Genomic DNA, 17,546 nt, shown 5'->3' on the forward strand with positions numbered 1-17,546 from the left:
GGCATGGAGAACACCGAGCACACCAACGGGACCAGGACACTGGGCCGCAGCGGCATCGAAGTGAGCGCCCTCGGCTTCGGCTGCTGGGCCATCGGCGGCGAGTGGGCGACCTCCGACGGGCAGCCCCTGGGCTGGGGCAAGGTCGACGACGAGGAGTCCGTACGGGCCGTACGCCGCGCCCTCGACCTCGGCGTGACGTTCTTCGACACCGCCGACGCGTACGGCACCGGGCACAGCGAGCGGGTCCTCGCACGCGCCCTCGGCAAGCGCCGCGGCGACGTGGTCGTCGCCACCAAGTGGGGCAACGTGATCGACGAGGAGCGCCGCATCGCGCTCGGCAGCGACGACTCGTCGGCGTACGCCCGCCGCGCGCTGACCGCGTCACTGCGCCGCCTGGACACGGATTACATCGACCTGTACCAGCTGCACATCTCCGACGCCGACCCGGACCGTGCGGCCCAACTCCGCGACACCTGCGAGGAGTTCGTACGGGAAGGGCTCATCCGCGCCTACGCCTGGAGCACCGACGACCCCGAGCGTGCGGCGGTCTTCGCGGCGGGCGAGCACTGTGCGGCCGTACAGCACCGCCTGAACATCCTCCAGGACGCGCCCGAACTCCTCGCGCTCTGCGAGGAATCGGAGCTCGCGAGCATCAACCGCAGTCCCCTCGCGATGGGTCTGCTGACCGGGAAGCACGCGGCGGGGCGCGCCCTCGAAGCGGGGGACATCCGCAACGCGCCGCCCGCCTGGCTGCCGGGCTTCACCGAGAGCAGTGGAGCCGACCCGGAGTGGCTCGGCAGGGTCGACGCCCTCAGGGACATCCTCACCAGCAACGGCCGTACCCTCGCGCAGGGCGCGCTGGCCTGGCTGTGGGCGCGCAGCCCGCGCACCGTCCCGATCCCCGGGTTCCGCTCGGTCGCCCAGGCCGAGGAGAACGCGGGCGCGATCGCCGAAGGGCCGCTCACCGCCGAGCAGTTGACCGAGGTCGACCGCGTTCTGGGACGGTGAGCGGCCCGAAGGTCCGCTGCGGGACTACTGGGCGAACTGCTGAGGAGCGGGGGCGCGGCGCACCGTGCCACCGTTCTGCTCCTTCAACGTGATCTGCCCCTTCTTGATGGTCGCGAGGCGGGGCGCGCGGCGGGCGATGGACGAGTCGTGGGTGACCATGATGAAGGTCAGCCCGTACTCGTGCCACAGGCCTTCGAGCAGGCCCATGATGTCGTCGCGGGTGCCCTCGTCGAGGTTGCCGGTCGGCTCGTCGGCGAGGAGCACCTTCGGCTTCTTGACCAGGGCGCGCGCGATGGCGACACGCTGCTGCTGGCCGCCGGACAGCTCGGCAGGTGCGTGCGTGAGGCGGTCGCCGAGGGCGACGGAGGCCAGTGCCTCGGCGGCCCGCTCGCGCCGCTCCTTGGGCTTCACACCGAGCGGTACGAGCGCCGTCTCGACGTTCTCCTGCGCGGTCAGCGTCGGGATGAGGTTGAACGACTGGAAGATGATGCCGATCTTCTCGGCGCGCAGCCGGGTCAGCTTGGCCTCGCTGATCTCGGCGAGGTTCACGCCGTCCAGCTCGACGCTGCCGGAGGAGGGGCGGTCGAGACCGCCGATCATCTGCAGCAGCGTCGACTTGCCGCCGCCCGTGGGGCCCTGGATGACGAGCTGGTCGCCGTCCTCGATGGTGAGGTCGATGCCACGCAGCGCCTCCACGGTCTCCTTGCCCCGCGTGTAGCGCTTGGTGACGCCAGTGAGCTTGTACATGAGTTCTCCGAAGATGAAGCAGGTGAAGAAGGAAAGGGGGGTGGGGCGCCGCGACCCGGGGGGAACGGACGCGGCGCCCCAGCTCGGGGGAGGTGGCCCGAGGGCGGGTTACTGGACGCTGCGCAGCGCGTCCGCCGGGCGCATCCGGGAGGCGCGCCAGCCGCCCATCGCACCGGCGATCAGACCGCCCGCGATGGCCAGGCCCGCCGCGAGCGCGATGGTGGTCAGCGAGACCGGAGCGGAGAGCGCGATGTCCATGGTGCTGGACGCCGCCTGCTGGCCGGGGCCACCGCCGCCCATGCGACCGCCGCCGCCACCCGCGCTCGCCGTGGAGCCGAGCTCCGCGGTCAGCGTCGGGCTGATCGCCGTCACCGTGTACGCCGCGGCGAGACCGATGCCGATGCCGAGCGCGCCGCCGATCAGACCGTTCACGATGGACTCGCCGACGACCTGCCGGGTGACCTTGCGGGACGGCCAGCCGAGCGCCTTGAGGGTGCCGAACTCACGCACCCGGCGGGAGACGGCGGAGGAGGTGAGCAGCGCCGCCACCAGGAACGCGGCGATGAGCACCGCGATGGACAGCCACTTGCCCACGCTGGTCGCGAGGTTGGAGGCCGTGGACAGCGAACCCGAGACGGTGTCCGCGAGGTCGGCGGAGGTGGTGACCGTCGTACCCGAGATGTTCTTCTGGATGGTCGCCTTGACCGTGTCGATCTGCTTCGAGTCGGTCGCCGTGACGTAGATCGTGGTGACCTGGTCGGCCGAGTCACCCAGCGTCTGCGCCTGCTTCAGCGGCAGGTAGACGTCGGTGGTCGACTCGCTGCTGTCGGGAGTCGCGATGCCGATGATGTCGTACTTGGTGTCGGAGATCGTGATCGTCTTGGCGATCGTGAGCTCGTTCTCCTTGGCGTACGAGGCGCTGACCACCGCGACCTTCGAGTTGGTCTGCGCGGTCGTGAAGGTCTTGCCCGTGGTGATCTTCGACGTGGCGAGCGGGCCGAGGCCCTGGTTGGTGACGTCGACGCCCGCGACGGTGTACGAGTTGACGTCGAAGTTGGCGCCGCCGCCCTGCACACGCGGCTGGCCGGTGGACTGGCCGCCGCCCGGGCCGCCCTGCTGCGAGGAGCCGGAGTCCGAGGACTCCGCCGTGCCCTGGGTGAAGGAACCGTCGACCTTGGTGACGTTCAGGCTCAGCGCGCCGACCGCGCTCGCCACGCCCGTCTGCTTGGCGACGTCGGTGACGAGCGAGGCCTTCAGCGCCTGCCCGCCCTGCGTCATCACGCGGTCCGAGCTCTGGGTGTCGTCGCTGTCGGAGCCCGCGTCGAACTCGAACCGGGGCCTGCCCGACTCGCTGTCCGTGGGTGCTGCCTGTGCCTTGGTGACGGTCATGTCGGTGCCGAGCCCGTACAGCGACTTCAGGACCTTGTCCTGGGCCTGTGTCATGCCGGCCGACACCGAGTTGACGGTGATGACCAGCGCAATACCGAGCGCCAGACCCAGGGCGATGACCAGGGCCGCCTTCTTGCGCCGGCTCAGCTCACGCTTGAGATAGATGCCAAACATCCCGTTCCTCAAAGGTTCTTGGCGCCCGCTGTGGGCGCGGCCACAAGCTATGGAGAAACCTTTGAGTCGGGCTGAGTAAGTGATGTGTAAGGGCTGAGAAAGTGAGGCCCGTTATAAATGTTCCATCAGACAGCTGATTCCTAAGTTCCCTAGGGCTTAATGCCAGGTAGTGACTGTTGAGTGGGTTCTTGGTGAAGAACAGCGGGCCCGCCCGGTGCGTATCTCCCGGTGGGACGGTGGATGGGCGTACGGGGCGGGTCCGTGCCATTTCCGCATGGGCCCGCGCTCTTTTCGCATGGTGCCGGGTGCCGCCGCTGCCGCGTTCCCACCCGCTGCCTTTGCGGTTTCTTTGGAAGCGCAGTGGATTTCCTTTGTCACCCCGCCGTCCGGTGTCACAGACTGCCTTTGTACGGTCCCGGGATGCGTGATTCCACCCGGCTCTCCCGTCGTGCCGCCCTCGGCCTTGCCGCGGCCGCCGTCCCGCTGACCGCCGCCGCCCCCGCCTCGGCGGCCACCACGATCGGCGGTGAGCGGCTCGCCCGCACCGGCGTCCAGGTGAGCGGCGCCTCGGGCCTGCCCAGGGGCCTCACCGCCCGCTCCTGGCTCGTCGCGGACCACGACAGCGGCGAGGTGCTCGCCTCGTACAACGCGCACCGGCGCCTCGCGCCCGCGTCCACCCTGAAGATGCTGTTCGCGGACACGGTCCTCGAGAAGTTCGAGCGGACCGAGAAGCGCACGGTGACCGCCGCCGACCTGGCGGGGATTCCCTCGGGCTCCAGCCTCGTCGGCATCCAGGCCGGAACCACGTACACCGTCGAGGAGTTGTGGCTCGGCGTCTTCCTGCGCTCCGGCAACGACGCGGTGCACGTGCTCAGTCACATGAACGGCGGTCTCGACGAGACGGTCGCGCAGATGCAGGCCAGGGCCGAGGATCTGCAGGCCCTGGACACCAAGGTGGTCAGCCCCGACGGCTTCGACCACGAGGGTCAGCTGTCCTCCGCGTACGACCTGACCCTCTTCGCCCGGCACGGCCTCGCCGACACCGACTTCCGCGCCTACTGCTCGACGAAGACCGCCGACTTCCCGGCCGGCGGCAAGAAGACCTTCCAGATCCAGAACACCGACCGCCTGCTGACGGGCGCGTACGGCGTGGCGGCGTACGACGGCCTGATCGGTGTCAAGAACGGTTACACGAGCAACGCGGGCAACACCTTCACCGGCGCGGCGACCCGCGACGGGCGGACCCTCCTCGTCACGGTGCTGCACCCGGAGAGCGGCGGCAGCGGCGTCTACGAGGAGACGGCCGCGCTGCTCGACTGGGGGTTCGGGAAAGGGGCCGGGGCGAAGTCCGTGGGCACGCTGGTCGAACCGCTCAGTGAGGGGGGCGGAGCGAGCGTGACGCCCACGCGGAAGGGGGCGGCCGGTGCTTCCGCTTCCAGCAAGGCGGAGCAGTCCTCGTGGGGGATGGCCGGAGGGGCCGGGGGAGCCGTCGTGCTGCTCGCGGGCGCGCTCGCCGTGCGCAGTCGCAGTCGTGGACGCGGTTCCGGGGGAGGCAGTCATCGCCGCTGACGGACGCGGAGGGGTCCTTTGTGGTGCAGCCGTCCGCGGACCGGTGCATACCCCGCGGTCCCGCGCGAGGTCCGCCCCCATCCCGGGCCGCGGACGGCTGCTCCTCCCCCCTCGGTATGGTCCGTGGTGTGCACCGTGGCCGTACCGAAGTCTCGTGCTCCAAGTGTGAAGCTCTGATGGAGGAGATGTTGAGCATAAGCCCGCTACCGGGCTTTATGGTCCGGAGGTTCAGCTTCCGTTTGTGCAAGTTGAGGAGTTGACGAGGCGGGTGCGGGACGAGGGGTGGACTTTTCAGCCGCGTCCCACGTACGGCATCGCCGTCGCGAGGACCGTCGCGAACTGCACGTTCGCCTCCAGGGGCAGCTCCGCCATGTGCCGCACCGTGCGCGCCACATCGGCCACGTCCATCACCGGTTCGACCGCTGTCTCCCCGTTCGCCTGGAGGGTTCCGGTTCGCATGCGCTCGGTCATGTCGGTCGCCGCGTTGCCGATGTCGATCTGACCGCAGGCGATCCGGTACGGACGCCCGTCCAGGGACAGCGACTTGGTCAGGCCGGTCAGCGCGTGCTTGGTCGCCGTGTACGCGATGGAGTGCGGGCGGGGCGTGTGCGCGGAGATCGAACCGTTGTTGATGATCCGGCCGCCCTGCGGGTCCTGCTCCTTCATCCGCCGGTACGCCGCCTGCGCGCACAGGAACGCGCCGTTGAGGTTGGTGTCCACGACGTGCCGCCAGGCCTCGTACGGCAGCTCTTCGAGCGGAACGCCGCCGGGGCCGAACCTGCCGGCGTTGTTGAAGAGCAGGTCGAGCCGCCCGAAGCGGTCGTGTACGGCCGCGAAGAGGGCGTCGACGTCATCGGGGCGCGAGACATCGGTCCGTACGGCGATCGAGGGTCCCTCGGGGGCGAGGGCGGCCGTCTCCTCCAGGGTCTGGGGCCGGCGTCCGGCGAGCGCCACCGACCAGCCGGTGCGCAGCAGTTCCACCGCCACCGCGCGGCCGATGCCGGAGCCCGCCCCGGTCACCACCGCGATCTTCGTTTGCATGGCATTCATGGCCCCGCAGCGTACGTGAGGCTTCCGGTGGGGTCCGCCTTGCGGAACTCATCAGTCCGCCATCTGGCTGTTGTGTACGCGCCAATCCCACGTTGACCCCGGCCACTCCAATGACAGGCACCACAACTGTCAGGGGAGGGCCAAGATGACACCCGCAGCCCACAAGCATCCGTCTCCGCACGCCCCCGAACTCCGCGCCGTCGCCCGTCACATCGGGCGCCGCCGCTTCCTCACCGCCACCGGCGCGGCCGCCGCGCTCGCCTTCGCCGTCAACCTGCCGACCGCGGGCGTGGCGAGCGCCGCCGAACTCGACGCGGCGAAGATCACCGAAGACCCCTTCACGCTCGGCGTCGCCTCGGGCGACCCGCAGCCCGGCTCCGTCCTCCTGTGGACGCGGCTCGCCCCGGTGCCGTACCAGGCCGACGGCGGGCTGCCCGCCGAACGCGTCACCGTGCACTGGGAGTTGGCCCACGACGACCGGTTCCGCCGGATCGTCAGGCGCGGCACGGCCACCGCACACCCCGAGTTCGACCACACCGTGCACGTCGAGGTCGGCCACCTCGCCGCCGACCGGGTCTTCTACTACCGCTTCAAGGCGGGCAGTTGGATCAGCGAGACCGGCCGCACCCGCACCGTGCCCGCCACCCACGCCCAGGTGTCCGGCCTCAAGTTCGCCGCCGTCTCCTGCCAGGCCTACACCGACGGCTACTTCACCGCGTACGGCCATCTCGCCGAGGACGACGTCGACGTGGTCTTTCACCTCGGCGACTACCTGTACGAGTACGCGGTCAACTCCGTCGGCGGCTACCGGAACTACACCGACCGGGTGCTCCCCGACCTCTTCAACCACGAGACCGTGAACCTGGAGGACTACCGCCTGCGGTACGCCCTCTACAAGTCCGACCCCGATCTGCGCGCCGCGCACGCCGCGCACCCCTTCGTCGTCACCTGGGACGACCACGAGACCGAGAACAACTACGCCGACGACATCCCCGAGAACGACCTGCCGCCGGAGGAGTTCCTGCTGCGCCGCGCCGCCGCGTACCGCGCGTACTGGGAGAACCAGCCGCTGCGCCGCCCGCAGCAGCCGGAAGGGCCCGACATGCAGCTGTACCGGCGGCTGCGCTGGGGCCGGCTCGCCCAGTTCGACATCCTGGACACCCGGCAGTACCGCTCCGACCAGGCGTACGGCGACGGCCTCGACCTGCCGGGCCCCGAGATCGACGACCCGGCGCGCACGATGACCGGCGAGACGCAGGAGCGGTGGCTGCTCGACGGCTGGCGCGGCTCACGGGCCCTGTGGAACGTCGTCCCGCAGCAGGTGAACTTCGCGCAGCGCAAGCTCGACCTCACGAACCCGGCACGGCTGTCGATGGACTCCTGGGACGGCTACCGGGCCTCGCGCCGCCGGATCCTCGACGGGGCCAAGTCCGCCGGGATCGAGAACCTGATGGTCCTCACCGGCGACGTGCATGTCGCGTACGCCTACGACATCAAGGACGACTTCGACGACCCCGCTTCCAGCACCCTCGGCACGGAGATCGTCGCCACGTCGATCTCGAGCGGCCGCGACGGCGCCGACAAGCCCTCGACCTGGGACACGTACACGGGAGCCAACCCGCACATGAAGCTCTACAACGGGCGGCGCGGCTATGTGACGGTCGAGCTGGGGCGGGAGCTTGCGCGGGCCGACTTCAAGACGGTGACGGCCGTGACCACGCCGGGAGCTCCGATCACGACGGCGGCTTCGTTCGTGACGGAGGTGGGCGACCAGGGGTTGAAGCCGGCCTGAGGCGCTGCTAGGACCTGTCCTAGTCGGTCTCGCTGGGATAGCGGACGCCGATGCGGTCCCGGATCGTGTCGAGCGTCCGCATCACGGCGAGGGTGCCGTCGAGGGGGACGAGCGGGGACTCGGTCTCGCCGGCGCGCAGGGCTCGCATGACCTCGGCGGCCTCGTGCCTGAGGCTGTTGCGGGGGCCGTGCGTCGGCTCGGCAGTGAACTCCTCGGGTTCGCGGCCGTCGCGGTGCAGGACGAAACGGTCCGCGAAGAAGAAACCGTCCGGGATGTCGATGCGGCCCGCGGAGCCGGTGACCGAGGCGGCGACGGGGGTGCCGCCGTGAATGGAGCAGTGCACCGAAGCGAGAGCACCGCTCTCCCAGGAGAGCAGTGCACCCGTCTGGAGATCAACGCCCTCGTCGGAGAGCACCGCTCTCGCGGAGACGTCCGTGGGCTCCCCGAGCAGCAGCTGCGCGAACGACACCGGGTAGACACCGAGATCGAGAAGCGCGCCGCCACCCTGCGCCGGGTCACGCAACCGGTGCGAGGGCGGGAACGGCCCCGCCAGCCCGAAGTCGGCCTGCACCGTGCGCACGTCACCGATCACACCGTCGTCGACGAGCGCCTTGAGCCGCCGGATGACGGGATTGCAGTACATCCACATGGCCTCCATCAAGAACCGGTCGTGCCGCCGCGCGAGCGCGACCAGCTCCTCCGCCTCGCCCGAGTTCAGCGTGAACGCCTTCTCGCACAGCACATGGCGCCCCGCCTCCAGACACATCCCGGCCGCGGCCCGGTGCGCCGAGTGCGGAGTGGCGACGTACACGATGTCGACGTCCGCGTCCTCGGCGAGCGACGCCCAGTCCCCGTACGCCTTCGGTATCCCGAACCGTTCCGCGAACGCCTTCGCCGAGGCGTCCGTCCGCGAGGCCACGGCCACCACCTCGGCGTCCGCCATGTCCACCAGGTCCGCCGTGAACGCCGCAGCGATCCCGCCCGTCGCCAGAATCCCCCACCGCACGCGATCCACTGCCATCCCCGGTCCCTCGCTCTGTGACCTCTGTGACCCCGAACACTCTGTTCGAACTGAGAGCATAGGTGGCGGATTACTCGGAGAGGGAGGGGCACATGCCCGAGCGTGGCCGTACCACGCGGGACCAGGAGAGCCCGGGGGGCGACATAGCGAAGACGGCGGTAGCCGTACCGCCGGGCGTACGGGACACCGCCGCCCTCCGCCGCACCGGACTCCTCGTCACCCTGATCCTCGGCGGGCTCGCCGCCACACCCCCGCTCGCGATGGACATGTACCTCCCGGCGCTGCCGGAGGTCACGAACTCCCTGCACGCCCCCGCCGCGACCGTGCAGCTCACCCTCACCGCCTGCCTCGCGGGCATGGCGTTCGGACAGCTGGTCGTCGGCCCGATGAGCGACAGGTGGGGGCGGCGCAGGCCACTGCTCGTGGGCCTGCTCGGCTACATCGTCGCCACCGCCCTCTGCGCCGTCGCCCCGAACATCGAAACCCTCGTCGCCTTCCGCCTGGCCCAGGGCCTCGCGGGCGCGGCCGGAATCGTCATCGCGCGGGCGGTCGTACGCGATCTGCACGACGGCATGGCGATGGCCCGCTTCTTCTCCACGCTCATGCTGGTCTCCGGCGTCGCCCCGATCATCGCGCCGCTCATCGGCGGGCAGGTCCTGCGCGTCACCGACTGGCGGGGCGTGTTCATGGTCCTCACGGTGGTCGGCATCGCGCTCACCGCGGTCGTCTGGTTCCGGCTGCCCGAGACCCTCCCGCCCGGTGAGCGGCACAGCGGCGGCGTGGGCGAGGCGCTGCGCGCGATGCGCGGACTGCTCGCCGACCGGATCTTCGCGGGCTACATGCTCACCGGCGGGTTCACCTTCGCCGCGCTGTTCGCGTACATATCCGCCTCGCCCTTCGTGATCCAGGAGATCTACGGCGCCTCCCCGCAGACCTTCAGCCTGCTCTTCGGCGTCAACTCCGTCGGCCTGGTGATCGTCGGCCAGATCAACGGCAAGATCCTGGTCGGCCGGGTCGGTCTCGACAAGGTTCTCGCCGTCGGCCTCGCGGTCATCACGCTCGCCGCGACCGCGCTGCTGCTGATGTCCACCGGCGTCCTCGGCGAGGCCGGGCTCGTTCCGGTCGCCGCCGCGCTGTTCGTGCTGATGTCCGCGATGGGCGTGGCCCTGCCCAACACCCAGGCACTCGCGCTGATGCGCGTCCGGCACGCCGCGGGTTCCGCTTCCGCGCTCCTGGGCACCTCCTCCTTCCTCGTCGGCGCGATCGCCTCACCCCTCGTCGGCATCGCCGGGGAGCGCACCGCCGTCCCGATGGCCGTCGTCCAACTGGCCGCAGTACTGGTGGCGGCCGCCTGCTTCGTGGGACTGTGCCGTCCCTGGCAGGGAAGACGCACATCGGACGGAAAGGCGGCGGACAGCTGAGCGCACCGAGACTGCGCATCGACACACCGGAACGGGCCGGGCTCGACCCCGGAGAACTGAAGCATCTCGTACGGGAGGTCCACGCCCTCACGGGCGGGGCGGACCCCTGGGCCGCGGGCGCCGTGCTGGTCGCCGGGCGCGGCCCGGTCATCGCCGTCGAGGAGGCCGCGGGGTGGGCGGTCCGCTACGCCTCCTACGACCAGGAGACGGACACGGGGGTCGAACTGCCGCCCGGGGCACGGGTTCCCATGACCGCCCACACCCCCTTCGACCTCGCCTCCCTCACCAAGCTGTTCACGGCGGTCGCCGCGGTGCAGCAGCTGGAGCGGGGCACGCTCGGCATCGACGCGCGGGTCGGCGCGTATCTGCCGGACTTCCGGGCGGCCGCCGAACACGGCATCACCGTACGGCAGTTGCTCACCCACACCTCCGGGCTGCGGCCCGAACTCCCGCTGTACGACTGCCCGGACGACCGGGCGCGGCTCACGATGCTCCGTGCGGAGGCGCCCGTGTCGGAGCCGGGGGAGTACGTCTACTCGGACGTGAATCTGCTCCTCCTCCAGTACGTCCTTGAGCGCACCACCGGGCGAGCCCTTGACGTCCTCGTGCGTGACGGGATCACCCGGCCGCTCGGGATGACGGCCACCCGCTTCGGGCCGTGTCCGGGGGCCGCGGCGACGGAGGATCAGCGGTGGCCGTGGGCCAAGGCCGACCGGGGCATGCTCCGTGGTGTCGTCCACGACGAGAACGCCTGGGCCCTCGGGGGTGTGGCCGGTCATGCCGGCCTCTTCTCCACGGGCCGCGACCTCGCCGTCTTCTGCCGCACCCTCCTCGCGGGCGGCTCCTACGGCCCCGCCCGCATCCTCGGCCCCGACTTCGTCGAACTCATGCTCACCCCGCCCGGTCTCGGCTTCGCCCTCGACCAGGCCTGGTTCATGGGCGGGCTCGCGGGGCGTGGTGCGGCGGGGCACACGGGGTTCACGGGGACGTCGTTGGTGCTGGATCCGGCGACGGACACGTTCGTGGTGCTGCTGGCGAATACGGTGCATCCGCGGCGCCGGGCCGCCGACAGCGCGCCAAGGGCGGCGGTGGGGACTCGGGTTGCGCGGGCGGTGCGGGGGACTTGAGGCGTTTCTTCGCCCCCTCCGCCCCTACCCGTCCCTTGCTTCCGGGCTACGCCCGGTTTCAGCCCGTCCGGCGTTTGAGGACGAGGCCGTCCAGGCCGACAGTGGGGGTCTGGGGGCGGCAGCCCCCAGAAACGGGACGGGTAGGGGCGGAGGGGGCGAAAACCCACCCCACCCCAGCCCCCACCCCCCGACCGTAGAATCACGACGTGAACGCCGCCCCCGCCGAAACCCTCCGCACCGCCCTCGCCGGCCTCCTCGACGGCCTCCCCCCGAAGGCAGCCACCCAGGCGGTCGAGCGGCTGATCGCGAACTACCGGGGCCGCACCCCCACCCACACCCCGATCCTCCGCGACCGCGAGGACGTGATCGCGTACGCCGCGTACCGGATGCCCGCGACCTTCGAGGCGGTACGCACGGCACTGGACGCGTTCGCGGACGCGGCCCCGGGCTGGGCGCCCGACAGCCACGTGGACATCGGCGGCGGCACCGGCGCCGCGACCTGGGCGGTGAACGCGACCTGGGAGGGCACGCGCCCGGTGACGGTCCTCGACTGGGCCGAACCGGCGCTCGCACTGGGCCGGGAAATCGCCGCGGCGAACCCGGAGTTGAAGGCCGCCGAGTGGCACCGCTCTCGTATCGGAGCGGCGCTCACCATCGAGAGCACTGATCTCGTCACCGTCTCCTACGTCCTCGGCGAGCTGGCCGACGCCGACCGCGCCTCCGTGGTCGACGCCGCCGCGTCCGCCGCCCAGGCCGTCGTGATCATCGAACCCGGCACCCCCGACGGCTACGCCCGCGTCATCGACGCCCGCGACCGCCTGATCGCCGCCGGGTTCCGGATCGCCGCGCCCTGTCCGCACAGCGCACGCTGCCCCATCGTCCCCGGCGAGGACTGGTGCCACTTCTCGGCCCGGGTCAGCCGTTCCTCCCTGCACCGCCAGGTCAAGGGCGGCTCCCTGCCGTACGAGGACGAGAAGTTCAGCTATGTCGCCGCGACCCGCTTCCCGCCGGCCCCGGCCCCCTCCCGCGTCGTCCGCAAGCCCCAGATCCGCAAGGGCCAGGTACTCCTGGAACTGTGCGAGCCCGACGAGTCCCTGCGCCGGGAGACGGTGACCAAGCGCCACGGCCTGCTGTACCGGGCGGCCCGAGACGCAGCCTGGGGCGACGCCTGGCCGCCGCCCCAGGGTGACTAACCCCGCTCCTCCTCCGCACGGTCCTCCGCGTGGCCATCCGCGCGTTCCTCCGCACGTCCGTCCACAGGTCCCTCCGCGCGGCCCTCCTGCAGCCTGCGCAGCAGCTCCCGCTTCTGGCTCTGCGGATCCTGGCCCCCGCCGACCTGCTTGCCCCGGCCCCCGCCGCGCAGCGCCTTGCGGCCCAGGTTGCTGCGGGTTCCGCCGACGCCCAGCATGTTTCCGTTTCCGCCCCGGCTCATCTCGGTCTCCCTCTCCGGTCAGCAGCGAGACGGTTCGTCTCGCCCGATGCTCACCACTGTCCGGCGAGACGCATCGTCTTGTCAACCTGATAAATTCGCCCCATGGTCCAGAAGCCGCCCGTCCAGAAGCCCTCCCCGTCCTCGGGCAAGCCCACCCCCGACTCCACCCGCCGCAGCGAGAAGTCCCGCCGCGCGATCTACGACGCCGCCCTCGCCCTCGTCGGCGAGGTCGGCTACCCGAAGACCACCATCGAGGGCATCGCCGCCCGCGCCGGCGTCGGCAAGCAGACGATCTACCGCTGGTGGTCCTCGAAGGCCGAGGTGCTCCTGGAGGCGTTCATCGACCTCAGCGCCCAGGCGGCGGAGGCCGCGGCCCGGCCCGAGATCCTGGGGGAGCAGGCGGCGTACGAGATCCCGGACACCGGTGATCTGGAGGCCGACCTCAAGCTGGTCCTGCGTGCCACCGTCGACGAGCTCCTCGACCCCAAGTTCGAGGTCCCCTCGCGTGCGCTGGCCGCCGAGGGCGTCGTCAACAAGGAGGTGGGCGTCGAGTTCGTGACCAAGCTCCTCGAACCCCAGCTCCAGCTGTACGTGAAGCGGCTGCGCTCCGCCCAGGACGCCGGCCAGGTGCGCCAGGACATCGACCTGCGCATCGCCCTGGAGCTCTGGGTCTCCCCGCTCGCCCAGCGCTGGCTCCAGCACACCGGCCCGATCACCTACGACTACACGGACGCCCTCGTCGACTACGCCCTCCACGGCCTCGCCCCACGCTGAGCGCTACCGAGACGGCGAGATAAATCACACCAAAGCATGCAAACAGGCCTGATTCCGGCCGAGAGCGCATCGCCCCCACCCACCCCGGATGTCAGCTCTGGCCACCCGGGGCGCAGGATGGTGGGACCATAGGGCAAGACGTGGGGTATCTAGGGCTAGGCGAGGGGATACATGAGCGCAGAGTTCGGCCGCCGCTCAGGCGCGCAGGGCAGGATCTCCCAGTGGCTGCGTGGACGCCGTCCGAAGGAGACCGCCGATGGTGACGGCGGGCGTGAAGCCCTGCTGCTCGCCGCTGCCGCCGCCGGGCTGCCGCTCGCGCAGGCCGCGTACCCCTCCGGGTACCGGTGCTCCTGTGACCGCGTCGGCTGCCCCACCCCCGCGCGCCACCCCATCTCCTTCGCCTGGCAGACCCAGTCCACGACCGACCGCGCCCAGATCGAGCGGTGGGCCCGGCATCAGCCGCAGGCCAACTTCATCACCGCGACCGGCATGGTGCACGACGTCCTCGACGTACCGCTCGACGCGGGGCGCGAGGCGCTGGAGCGCCTGCTCGCCTCCGGTATCGACGTCGGACCCGTCGCCCAGTCCGGCGCCGACCGCATGCTCTTCTTCACGGCCACCCGCGGTACGCCCGAGGACGAGGACGAGTGGTGGCCCTGCGAGCTGGACTGCCACCCCGAGACGATGGACGAGCACCCGGGCCTGCGCTGGCACTGTCGCGGCTCGTACGTCCTGGTGCCGCCGGCCCAGCTCCCCGGTGACCTCTCGGTCGACTGGGTACGAGGCCCCGAGCACCCCCTGCCGGACCCGCTCACCATCCTCGAAATCCTGACCGACGCCTGCGCCCGCTACGCCGGCGACGGCACGGAGCAGCTGGCGGCCTGGCCCCACCGGGGCTGAACCGCCCGCCTCCGCTACTCGCCCTTCGCCCCCGTCAGCCCCTGCACCCGGCTCAGGAACTTCACCTGCTGGTCCCCCGACCCCTTCGCCGGGTCGAGGACCGCCTCGTTGGCGACGAACTCCAGCGTGAGGGCCTGCTTCACCTCGCCCGTCATCAGGGCCTTGATGTTCGCGTCGGTGACGTTGATGTCGACGCCCTGCGCGGCGGTCTGCTTCTCGAAGTGGCGGGTGGTGAAGAAGACCAGCGCGCCGCCGTCCTTGGTGCGCAGTCCGACGGGGGCGTAGTCACCGGAGTTGAGCGGCTCGTCGACGTACTGCCGGGCCAGGCCCGGCTTGCTCTCGTTCTTCTCGCGCAGGGCCCGCAACTCCGAGGTGTAGGCGCCGGGCGCGAAGGTGTCGCCGCCGCTCGCCAGATAGGTCGCGTACGCCTGGCCCAGCTTGTCCGGCTCGACCGCGAGGGCCGCGTCGTCCGCGGTGACCGGCTGCGCCCAGCCGTCCGCGTCCTTCTCGAACTCCGGTATGCCGTCGGCGGCGAGGACGGTCAGATACGAGGCCTCCCACACGTCGCTCGCGCTGCCCCGGGTGAACACGACCAGCCAACGGGTGTCGTCCGAGCCCTTGTTGGAGTCGGTGTCGGCCAGGAACCAGCGCGGCCAGCCCGCCTTCTCGGGGATGGTGAACTTCGCGTCGGTCAGCTCCAGCGGAGAGTGCGCCGCGTTGCCTGCCGGGCTGTTCTTGTGCCCGGCCTCCAGCTTCGCGCCGTCGATGTCCGCGAGCGGGCCGGTGACCTGGCCGGCGTCCAGCGAGCGGTCGTACGCCTTGTCCGCCTCGTTGTACGCGGTGGTGAAGTCCTTGAGCGCGCGGGCGGCTTCCGCCCGGGTCGCCGCCGGCACGATCTCCCGCTCCCCGTGCACGACCACGCAGCCGCTCGCCGTCAAGGACAGAACGGTCACCGCGCCCGTCGCCAGGGCGAATTGGCCGCGACTACGAAGCCTTCGAATGGTGCGATCCCCGCGAACCCTGCGATCCCTGCTCATCAGGCGTCTTCACCCTCCCCTTCCCGGAGGCGAACCCTACCGGGGCGAGGAAAATCGCGAGAGTCGGGATCAGGTACAGCGCCCACACCGTGACCTGGAGGACGGTCGGATCGGGTTGGAAGTTGAAGACGCCCTTGAGAAGGGTGCCGTACCAACTGTCCGGCGGGATGGCGCCGCTGATGTCGAACGCCTTGTTCGTCAGGCCCGGCAGGAAGTCGGCCTCCTGGAGATCGTGGAAGCCGTACGCCAGCACGCCCGCGGCGACCACGACCAGCATGCCGCCGGTCCAGGTGAAGAACTTGGCCAGGTTGATGCGCAGCGCGCCGCGGTAGAACAGCCAGCCGAGCAGCACCGCCGTGGCGAGGCCGAGGAGCGCGCCGAGCAGCGGTTTGAACGTGCCGTCCTCGGAACCGGCCGCGTGCACCGAGGTCCACACGAACAGCGAGGTCTCCAGGCCCTCCCGGCCGACCGCCAGGAACGCGGTGGCCACCAGTGCCCCCGTGCCCATCAGCAGCGCCGAGTCCAGCTTGCCGTGCAGCTCCGCCTTCAGATGCCGGGCCGTGCGCCGCATCCAGAAGACCATCCAGGTCACCAGGCCCACGGCGACGATCGACAGCGAACCGCCGAGCAGCTCCTGCGCCTTGAACGTCATCTCCTGCGAGCCGTACTCCAGGGCGAAGCCGAAGCCGAGCGAGATCAGCACCGCGACGCCGATGCCGATCCAGATCGGCCGCAGCGCTTCACGGTGCTCGGTCTTCACCAGATAGGCGACGAGGATGCAGACGACCAGGCTGGCTTCCAGCCCCTCGCGCAGGCCGATCAGATAGTTCGCGAACACGGCTACGCCTCCTTGGAGAACAGCGTCCGGCCCCACCAGTCGTCCTTGTCCCGGACGCCCGGTGGGATCGCGAAGACCGCCGAACCCACGTGCTGGATGTACTCGTTGAGCGTGTCGATGGCCAGGTTGCGCTGCACCGGGATGAAGCCGGTGCGCACATCGCGCTGGTACGCGAGGAAGAACAGGCCCGCGTCGAGGCGGCCCAGGCCGTCCGTGCCGTCGGTGAAGGAGTAGCCGCGGCGCAGCAGCGTCGCCCCGTCGTTGGAGTCGGGGTGCGCGAGCCGTACGTGCGCGTCGGGCTTCATCGCCTTCAGGAACGGCTCGTCGCGCTCCTTCGCCTTGCCGACGGGGGCGCCCTCACGCTTGTCGCGGCCGAAGATGTCCTCCTGCTCCTGGAGCGGAGTACGGTCCCAGGTCTCGACGTTCATCCGGATGCGCCGGGCGACGAGGTACGAACCCCCGTTCATCCAGGCCGAGTTCTCGTCGACGTCCTTCTCGTCCACCCACACGAACTTCTTCAGCCGGTCGGTCTCCGTCCCCGCGATGTTGCGGGTGCCGTCCTTGAAGCCCATGAGGTTGCGCGGGGTCTGCGCGTCCGGCGTCGTCGAGGAGGTCTTGCCGAAGCCCAGCTGGGACCAGCGCATCACGACCTTGCCGAAGCCGATCCGGGCCAGGTTGCGGATCGCGTGCACCGCGACCTGCGGGTCGTCCGCGCAGGCCTGGATGCACAGATCGCCGCCGCTGCGGTTCCTGTCCAGGTTGTCGCCCGCGAACTTGGGCAGGTCGACGAGGGCCTCCGGCCGTCGGCCCGCCAGGTCGAACTTCTCGAACAGGGAAGGCCCGAAGCCGATGGTGAGGGTCAGCCGCGAGGGCTTGAGGCCCAGCGCCTCACCGGTGTCGTCCGGCGGCGCCTCGGCCAGACCGCCGTACGCCCCCTCGCCGACCGCCTGCCCGGCGGTGACCCGCCGCGCCGCCTCGGTCCAGTCCTTCAGCAGCTGGACGAACGCGGCGCGGTCGTCCGTCTTCACGTCGAACGCGGCGAAGTGCAGCCGGTCCTGCACCGGCGTCGCGATGCCCGCCTGGTTCGCTCCGTGGAAGGCGATCGCGGCGCCGGACTCGGCGGCCGCCGGATCCACATCATTGCCCGTACGGGTCATGGCCACCGCGCCACCGGCCGCGGCGGCACCGAGCGCGAGCCCGGCACCGCCCCAGCCGATCAGTGAACGCCGGGAGGGGGTGGAAGCGCTGGAGGTGTCCGTCATGGTGG

At 70.8% G+C, this 17,546-nt stretch carries 16 protein-coding genes; 8 read left to right on the plus strand and 8 right to left on the minus strand.

Annotation, left to right across the window (positions count from 1 at the left end; genetic code table 11):
* Positions 1-3: 3 nt before the first annotated feature.
* Positions 4-1,008, plus strand: a complete 1,005-nt coding sequence (locus OG246_RS19395) for an aldo/keto reductase (protein WP_266464615.1) — start codon at positions 4-6, stop codon at positions 1,006-1,008.
* Between the two features lie 24 nt (positions 1,009-1,032).
* On the opposite strand, the gene OG246_RS19400 is transcribed toward OG246_RS19395, so the two are convergent.
* Together OG246_RS19400 and OG246_RS19405 are read right to left on the minus strand one after the other, a co-directional pair.
* Positions 1,033-1,755, minus strand: a complete 723-nt coding sequence (locus OG246_RS19400; protein WP_266464618.1) for an ABC transporter ATP-binding protein — start codon at positions 1,753-1,755, stop codon at positions 1,033-1,035.
* A gap of 108 nt (positions 1,756-1,863) precedes the next feature.
* Positions 1,864-3,318 carry an ABC transporter permease gene (locus tag OG246_RS19405; protein ID WP_266464622.1) on the minus strand — a complete coding sequence of 485 codons (1,455 nt, stop codon included), beginning with the start codon at positions 3,316-3,318 and terminating at the stop codon, positions 1,864-1,866.
* A 420-nt stretch (positions 3,319-3,738) separates the two neighbouring features.
* Here OG246_RS19405 and OG246_RS19410 point away from each other — a divergent pair, with 420 nt between their 5' ends.
* Complete coding sequence (locus OG246_RS19410; RefSeq protein ID WP_266464626.1) at positions 3,739-4,887, plus strand: D-alanyl-D-alanine carboxypeptidase family protein; 1,149 nt, start codon at positions 3,739-3,741, stop codon at positions 4,885-4,887.
* Positions 4,888-5,178: 291 nt separating this feature from the next.
* Here OG246_RS19410 and OG246_RS19415 read toward each other — a convergent pair whose 3' ends face one another.
* Positions 5,179-5,937, minus strand: coding sequence for an SDR family oxidoreductase (locus OG246_RS19415; protein WP_266464630.1), 759 nt, complete (start codon positions 5,935-5,937; stop codon positions 5,179-5,181).
* Between the two features lie 145 nt (positions 5,938-6,082).
* On the opposite strand from OG246_RS19415, the gene OG246_RS19420 reads away from it, so the two are divergent.
* Entirely contained in the window at positions 6,083-7,729 is a 1,647-nt protein-coding gene (locus OG246_RS19420) for an alkaline phosphatase (RefSeq protein ID WP_266464633.1), read from the plus strand.
* Positions 7,730-7,748: 19 nt separating this feature from the next.
* Here OG246_RS19420 and OG246_RS19425 read toward each other — a convergent pair whose 3' ends face one another.
* On the minus strand, positions 7,749-8,750 hold the full coding sequence (locus tag OG246_RS19425) for a Gfo/Idh/MocA family protein (protein ID WP_266464636.1): 1,002 nt from the start codon (positions 8,748-8,750) through the stop codon (positions 7,749-7,751).
* Positions 8,751-8,842: 92 nt separating this feature from the next.
* On the opposite strand from OG246_RS19425, the gene OG246_RS19430 reads away from it, so the two are divergent.
* The 3 genes from OG246_RS19430 to OG246_RS19440 all read left to right on the plus strand — a co-directional run bounded on the left by OG246_RS19430 (position 8,843) and on the right by OG246_RS19440 (position 12,491).
* The gene (locus OG246_RS19430) at positions 8,843-10,171 is read left to right on the plus strand and encodes a multidrug effflux MFS transporter (protein WP_266464638.1); all 1,329 of its coding nucleotides are present in this window, start codon (positions 8,843-8,845) and stop codon (positions 10,169-10,171) included.
* A complete protein-coding gene (locus OG246_RS19435; protein WP_266464640.1) occupies positions 10,117-11,298 on the plus strand; it encodes a serine hydrolase in 1,182 nt (393 codons plus the stop codon). Before OG246_RS19430 ends, OG246_RS19435 begins: the two co-directional genes overlap by 55 nt.
* A gap of 206 nt (positions 11,299-11,504) precedes the next feature.
* Positions 11,505-12,491: a small ribosomal subunit Rsm22 family protein gene (locus tag OG246_RS19440; protein WP_266464644.1), complete on the plus strand. Its 987-nt coding sequence runs from the start codon at positions 11,505-11,507 to the stop codon at positions 12,489-12,491.
* Here OG246_RS19440 and OG246_RS19445 read toward each other — a convergent pair.
* On the minus strand, positions 12,488-12,730 hold the full coding sequence (locus OG246_RS19445; RefSeq protein ID WP_266464649.1) for a DUF6243 family protein: 243 nt from the start codon (positions 12,728-12,730) through the stop codon (positions 12,488-12,490). The two genes, OG246_RS19440 and OG246_RS19445, sit on opposite strands and share 4 nt — an antisense overlap.
* A gap of 102 nt (positions 12,731-12,832) precedes the next feature.
* On the opposite strand from OG246_RS19445, the gene OG246_RS19450 reads away from it, so the two are divergent.
* Complete coding sequence (locus tag OG246_RS19450; protein WP_266464652.1) at positions 12,833-13,504, plus strand: TetR/AcrR family transcriptional regulator; 672 nt, start codon at positions 12,833-12,835, stop codon at positions 13,502-13,504.
* Between the two features lie 171 nt (positions 13,505-13,675).
* Complete coding sequence (locus OG246_RS19455) at positions 13,676-14,404, plus strand: bifunctional DNA primase/polymerase (RefSeq protein ID WP_266464656.1); 729 nt, start codon at positions 13,676-13,678, stop codon at positions 14,402-14,404.
* 14 nt (positions 14,405-14,418) lie between these two features.
* Here OG246_RS19455 and OG246_RS19460 read toward each other — a convergent pair whose 3' ends face one another.
* From OG246_RS19460 to efeB, 3 genes are read right to left on the minus strand one after another with little or no spacing between them, the layout of a single operon-like run.
* Positions 14,419-15,357 carry a hypothetical protein gene (locus tag OG246_RS19460; protein WP_323178323.1) on the minus strand — a complete coding sequence of 313 codons (939 nt, stop codon included), beginning with the start codon at positions 15,355-15,357 and terminating at the stop codon, positions 14,419-14,421.
* Positions 15,358-15,388: 31 nt separating this feature from the next.
* The gene (gene efeU / locus OG246_RS19465; protein WP_266464662.1) at positions 15,389-16,279 is read right to left on the minus strand and encodes an iron uptake transporter permease EfeU; all 891 of its coding nucleotides are present in this window, start codon (positions 16,277-16,279) and stop codon (positions 15,389-15,391) included.
* 2 nt (positions 16,280-16,281) lie between these two features.
* Positions 16,282-17,541: an iron uptake transporter deferrochelatase/peroxidase subunit gene (efeB, locus tag OG246_RS19470; protein WP_266464665.1), complete on the minus strand. Its 1,260-nt coding sequence runs from the start codon at positions 17,539-17,541 to the stop codon at positions 16,282-16,284.
* Positions 17,542-17,546: the final 5 nt, after the last annotated feature.

It is taken from the genome of Streptomyces sp. NBC_00620, from assembly GCF_026341825.1.
Classification (GTDB): Bacteria; Actinomycetota; Actinomycetes; order Streptomycetales; family Streptomycetaceae; genus Streptomyces.

What these genes read in the sequence shown, in the direction of transcription:
- OG246_RS19405 (WP_266464622.1), bottom strand. Translation starts at nt 3,318, where the DNA reads ATGTTTGGCATCTATCTCAAGCGTGAGCTGAGCCGGCGCAAGAAGGCG.
- OG246_RS19445 (WP_266464649.1), bottom strand. Translation starts at nt 12,730, where the DNA reads ATGAGCCGGGGCGGAAACGGAAACATGCTGGGCGTCGGCGGAACCCGC.
- OG246_RS19395 (WP_266464615.1), top strand. Translation starts at nt 4, where the DNA reads ATGGAGAACACCGAGCACACCAACGGGACCAGGACACTGGGCCGCAGC.
- OG246_RS19415 (WP_266464630.1), bottom strand. Translation starts at nt 5,937, where the DNA reads ATGAATGCCATGCAAACGAAGATCGCGGTGGTGACCGGGGCGGGCTCC.
- OG246_RS19425 (WP_266464636.1), bottom strand. Translation starts at nt 8,750, where the DNA reads ATGGCAGTGGATCGCGTGCGGTGGGGGATTCTGGCGACGGGCGGGATC.
- OG246_RS19400 (WP_266464618.1), bottom strand. Translation starts at nt 1,755, where the DNA reads ATGTACAAGCTCACTGGCGTCACCAAGCGCTACACGCGGGGCAAGGAG.
- OG246_RS19410 (WP_266464626.1), top strand. Translation starts at nt 3,739, where the DNA reads ATGCGTGATTCCACCCGGCTCTCCCGTCGTGCCGCCCTCGGCCTTGCC.
- efeB (WP_266464665.1), bottom strand. Translation starts at nt 17,541, where the DNA reads ATGACGGACACCTCCAGCGCTTCCACCCCCTCCCGGCGTTCACTGATC.
- OG246_RS19455 (WP_266464656.1), top strand. Translation starts at nt 13,676, where the DNA reads ATGAGCGCAGAGTTCGGCCGCCGCTCAGGCGCGCAGGGCAGGATCTCC.
- OG246_RS19430 (WP_266464638.1), top strand. Translation starts at nt 8,843, where the DNA reads ATGCCCGAGCGTGGCCGTACCACGCGGGACCAGGAGAGCCCGGGGGGC.
- OG246_RS19420 (WP_266464633.1), top strand. Translation starts at nt 6,083, where the DNA reads ATGACACCCGCAGCCCACAAGCATCCGTCTCCGCACGCCCCCGAACTC.
- OG246_RS19450 (WP_266464652.1), top strand. Translation starts at nt 12,833, where the DNA reads ATGGTCCAGAAGCCGCCCGTCCAGAAGCCCTCCCCGTCCTCGGGCAAG.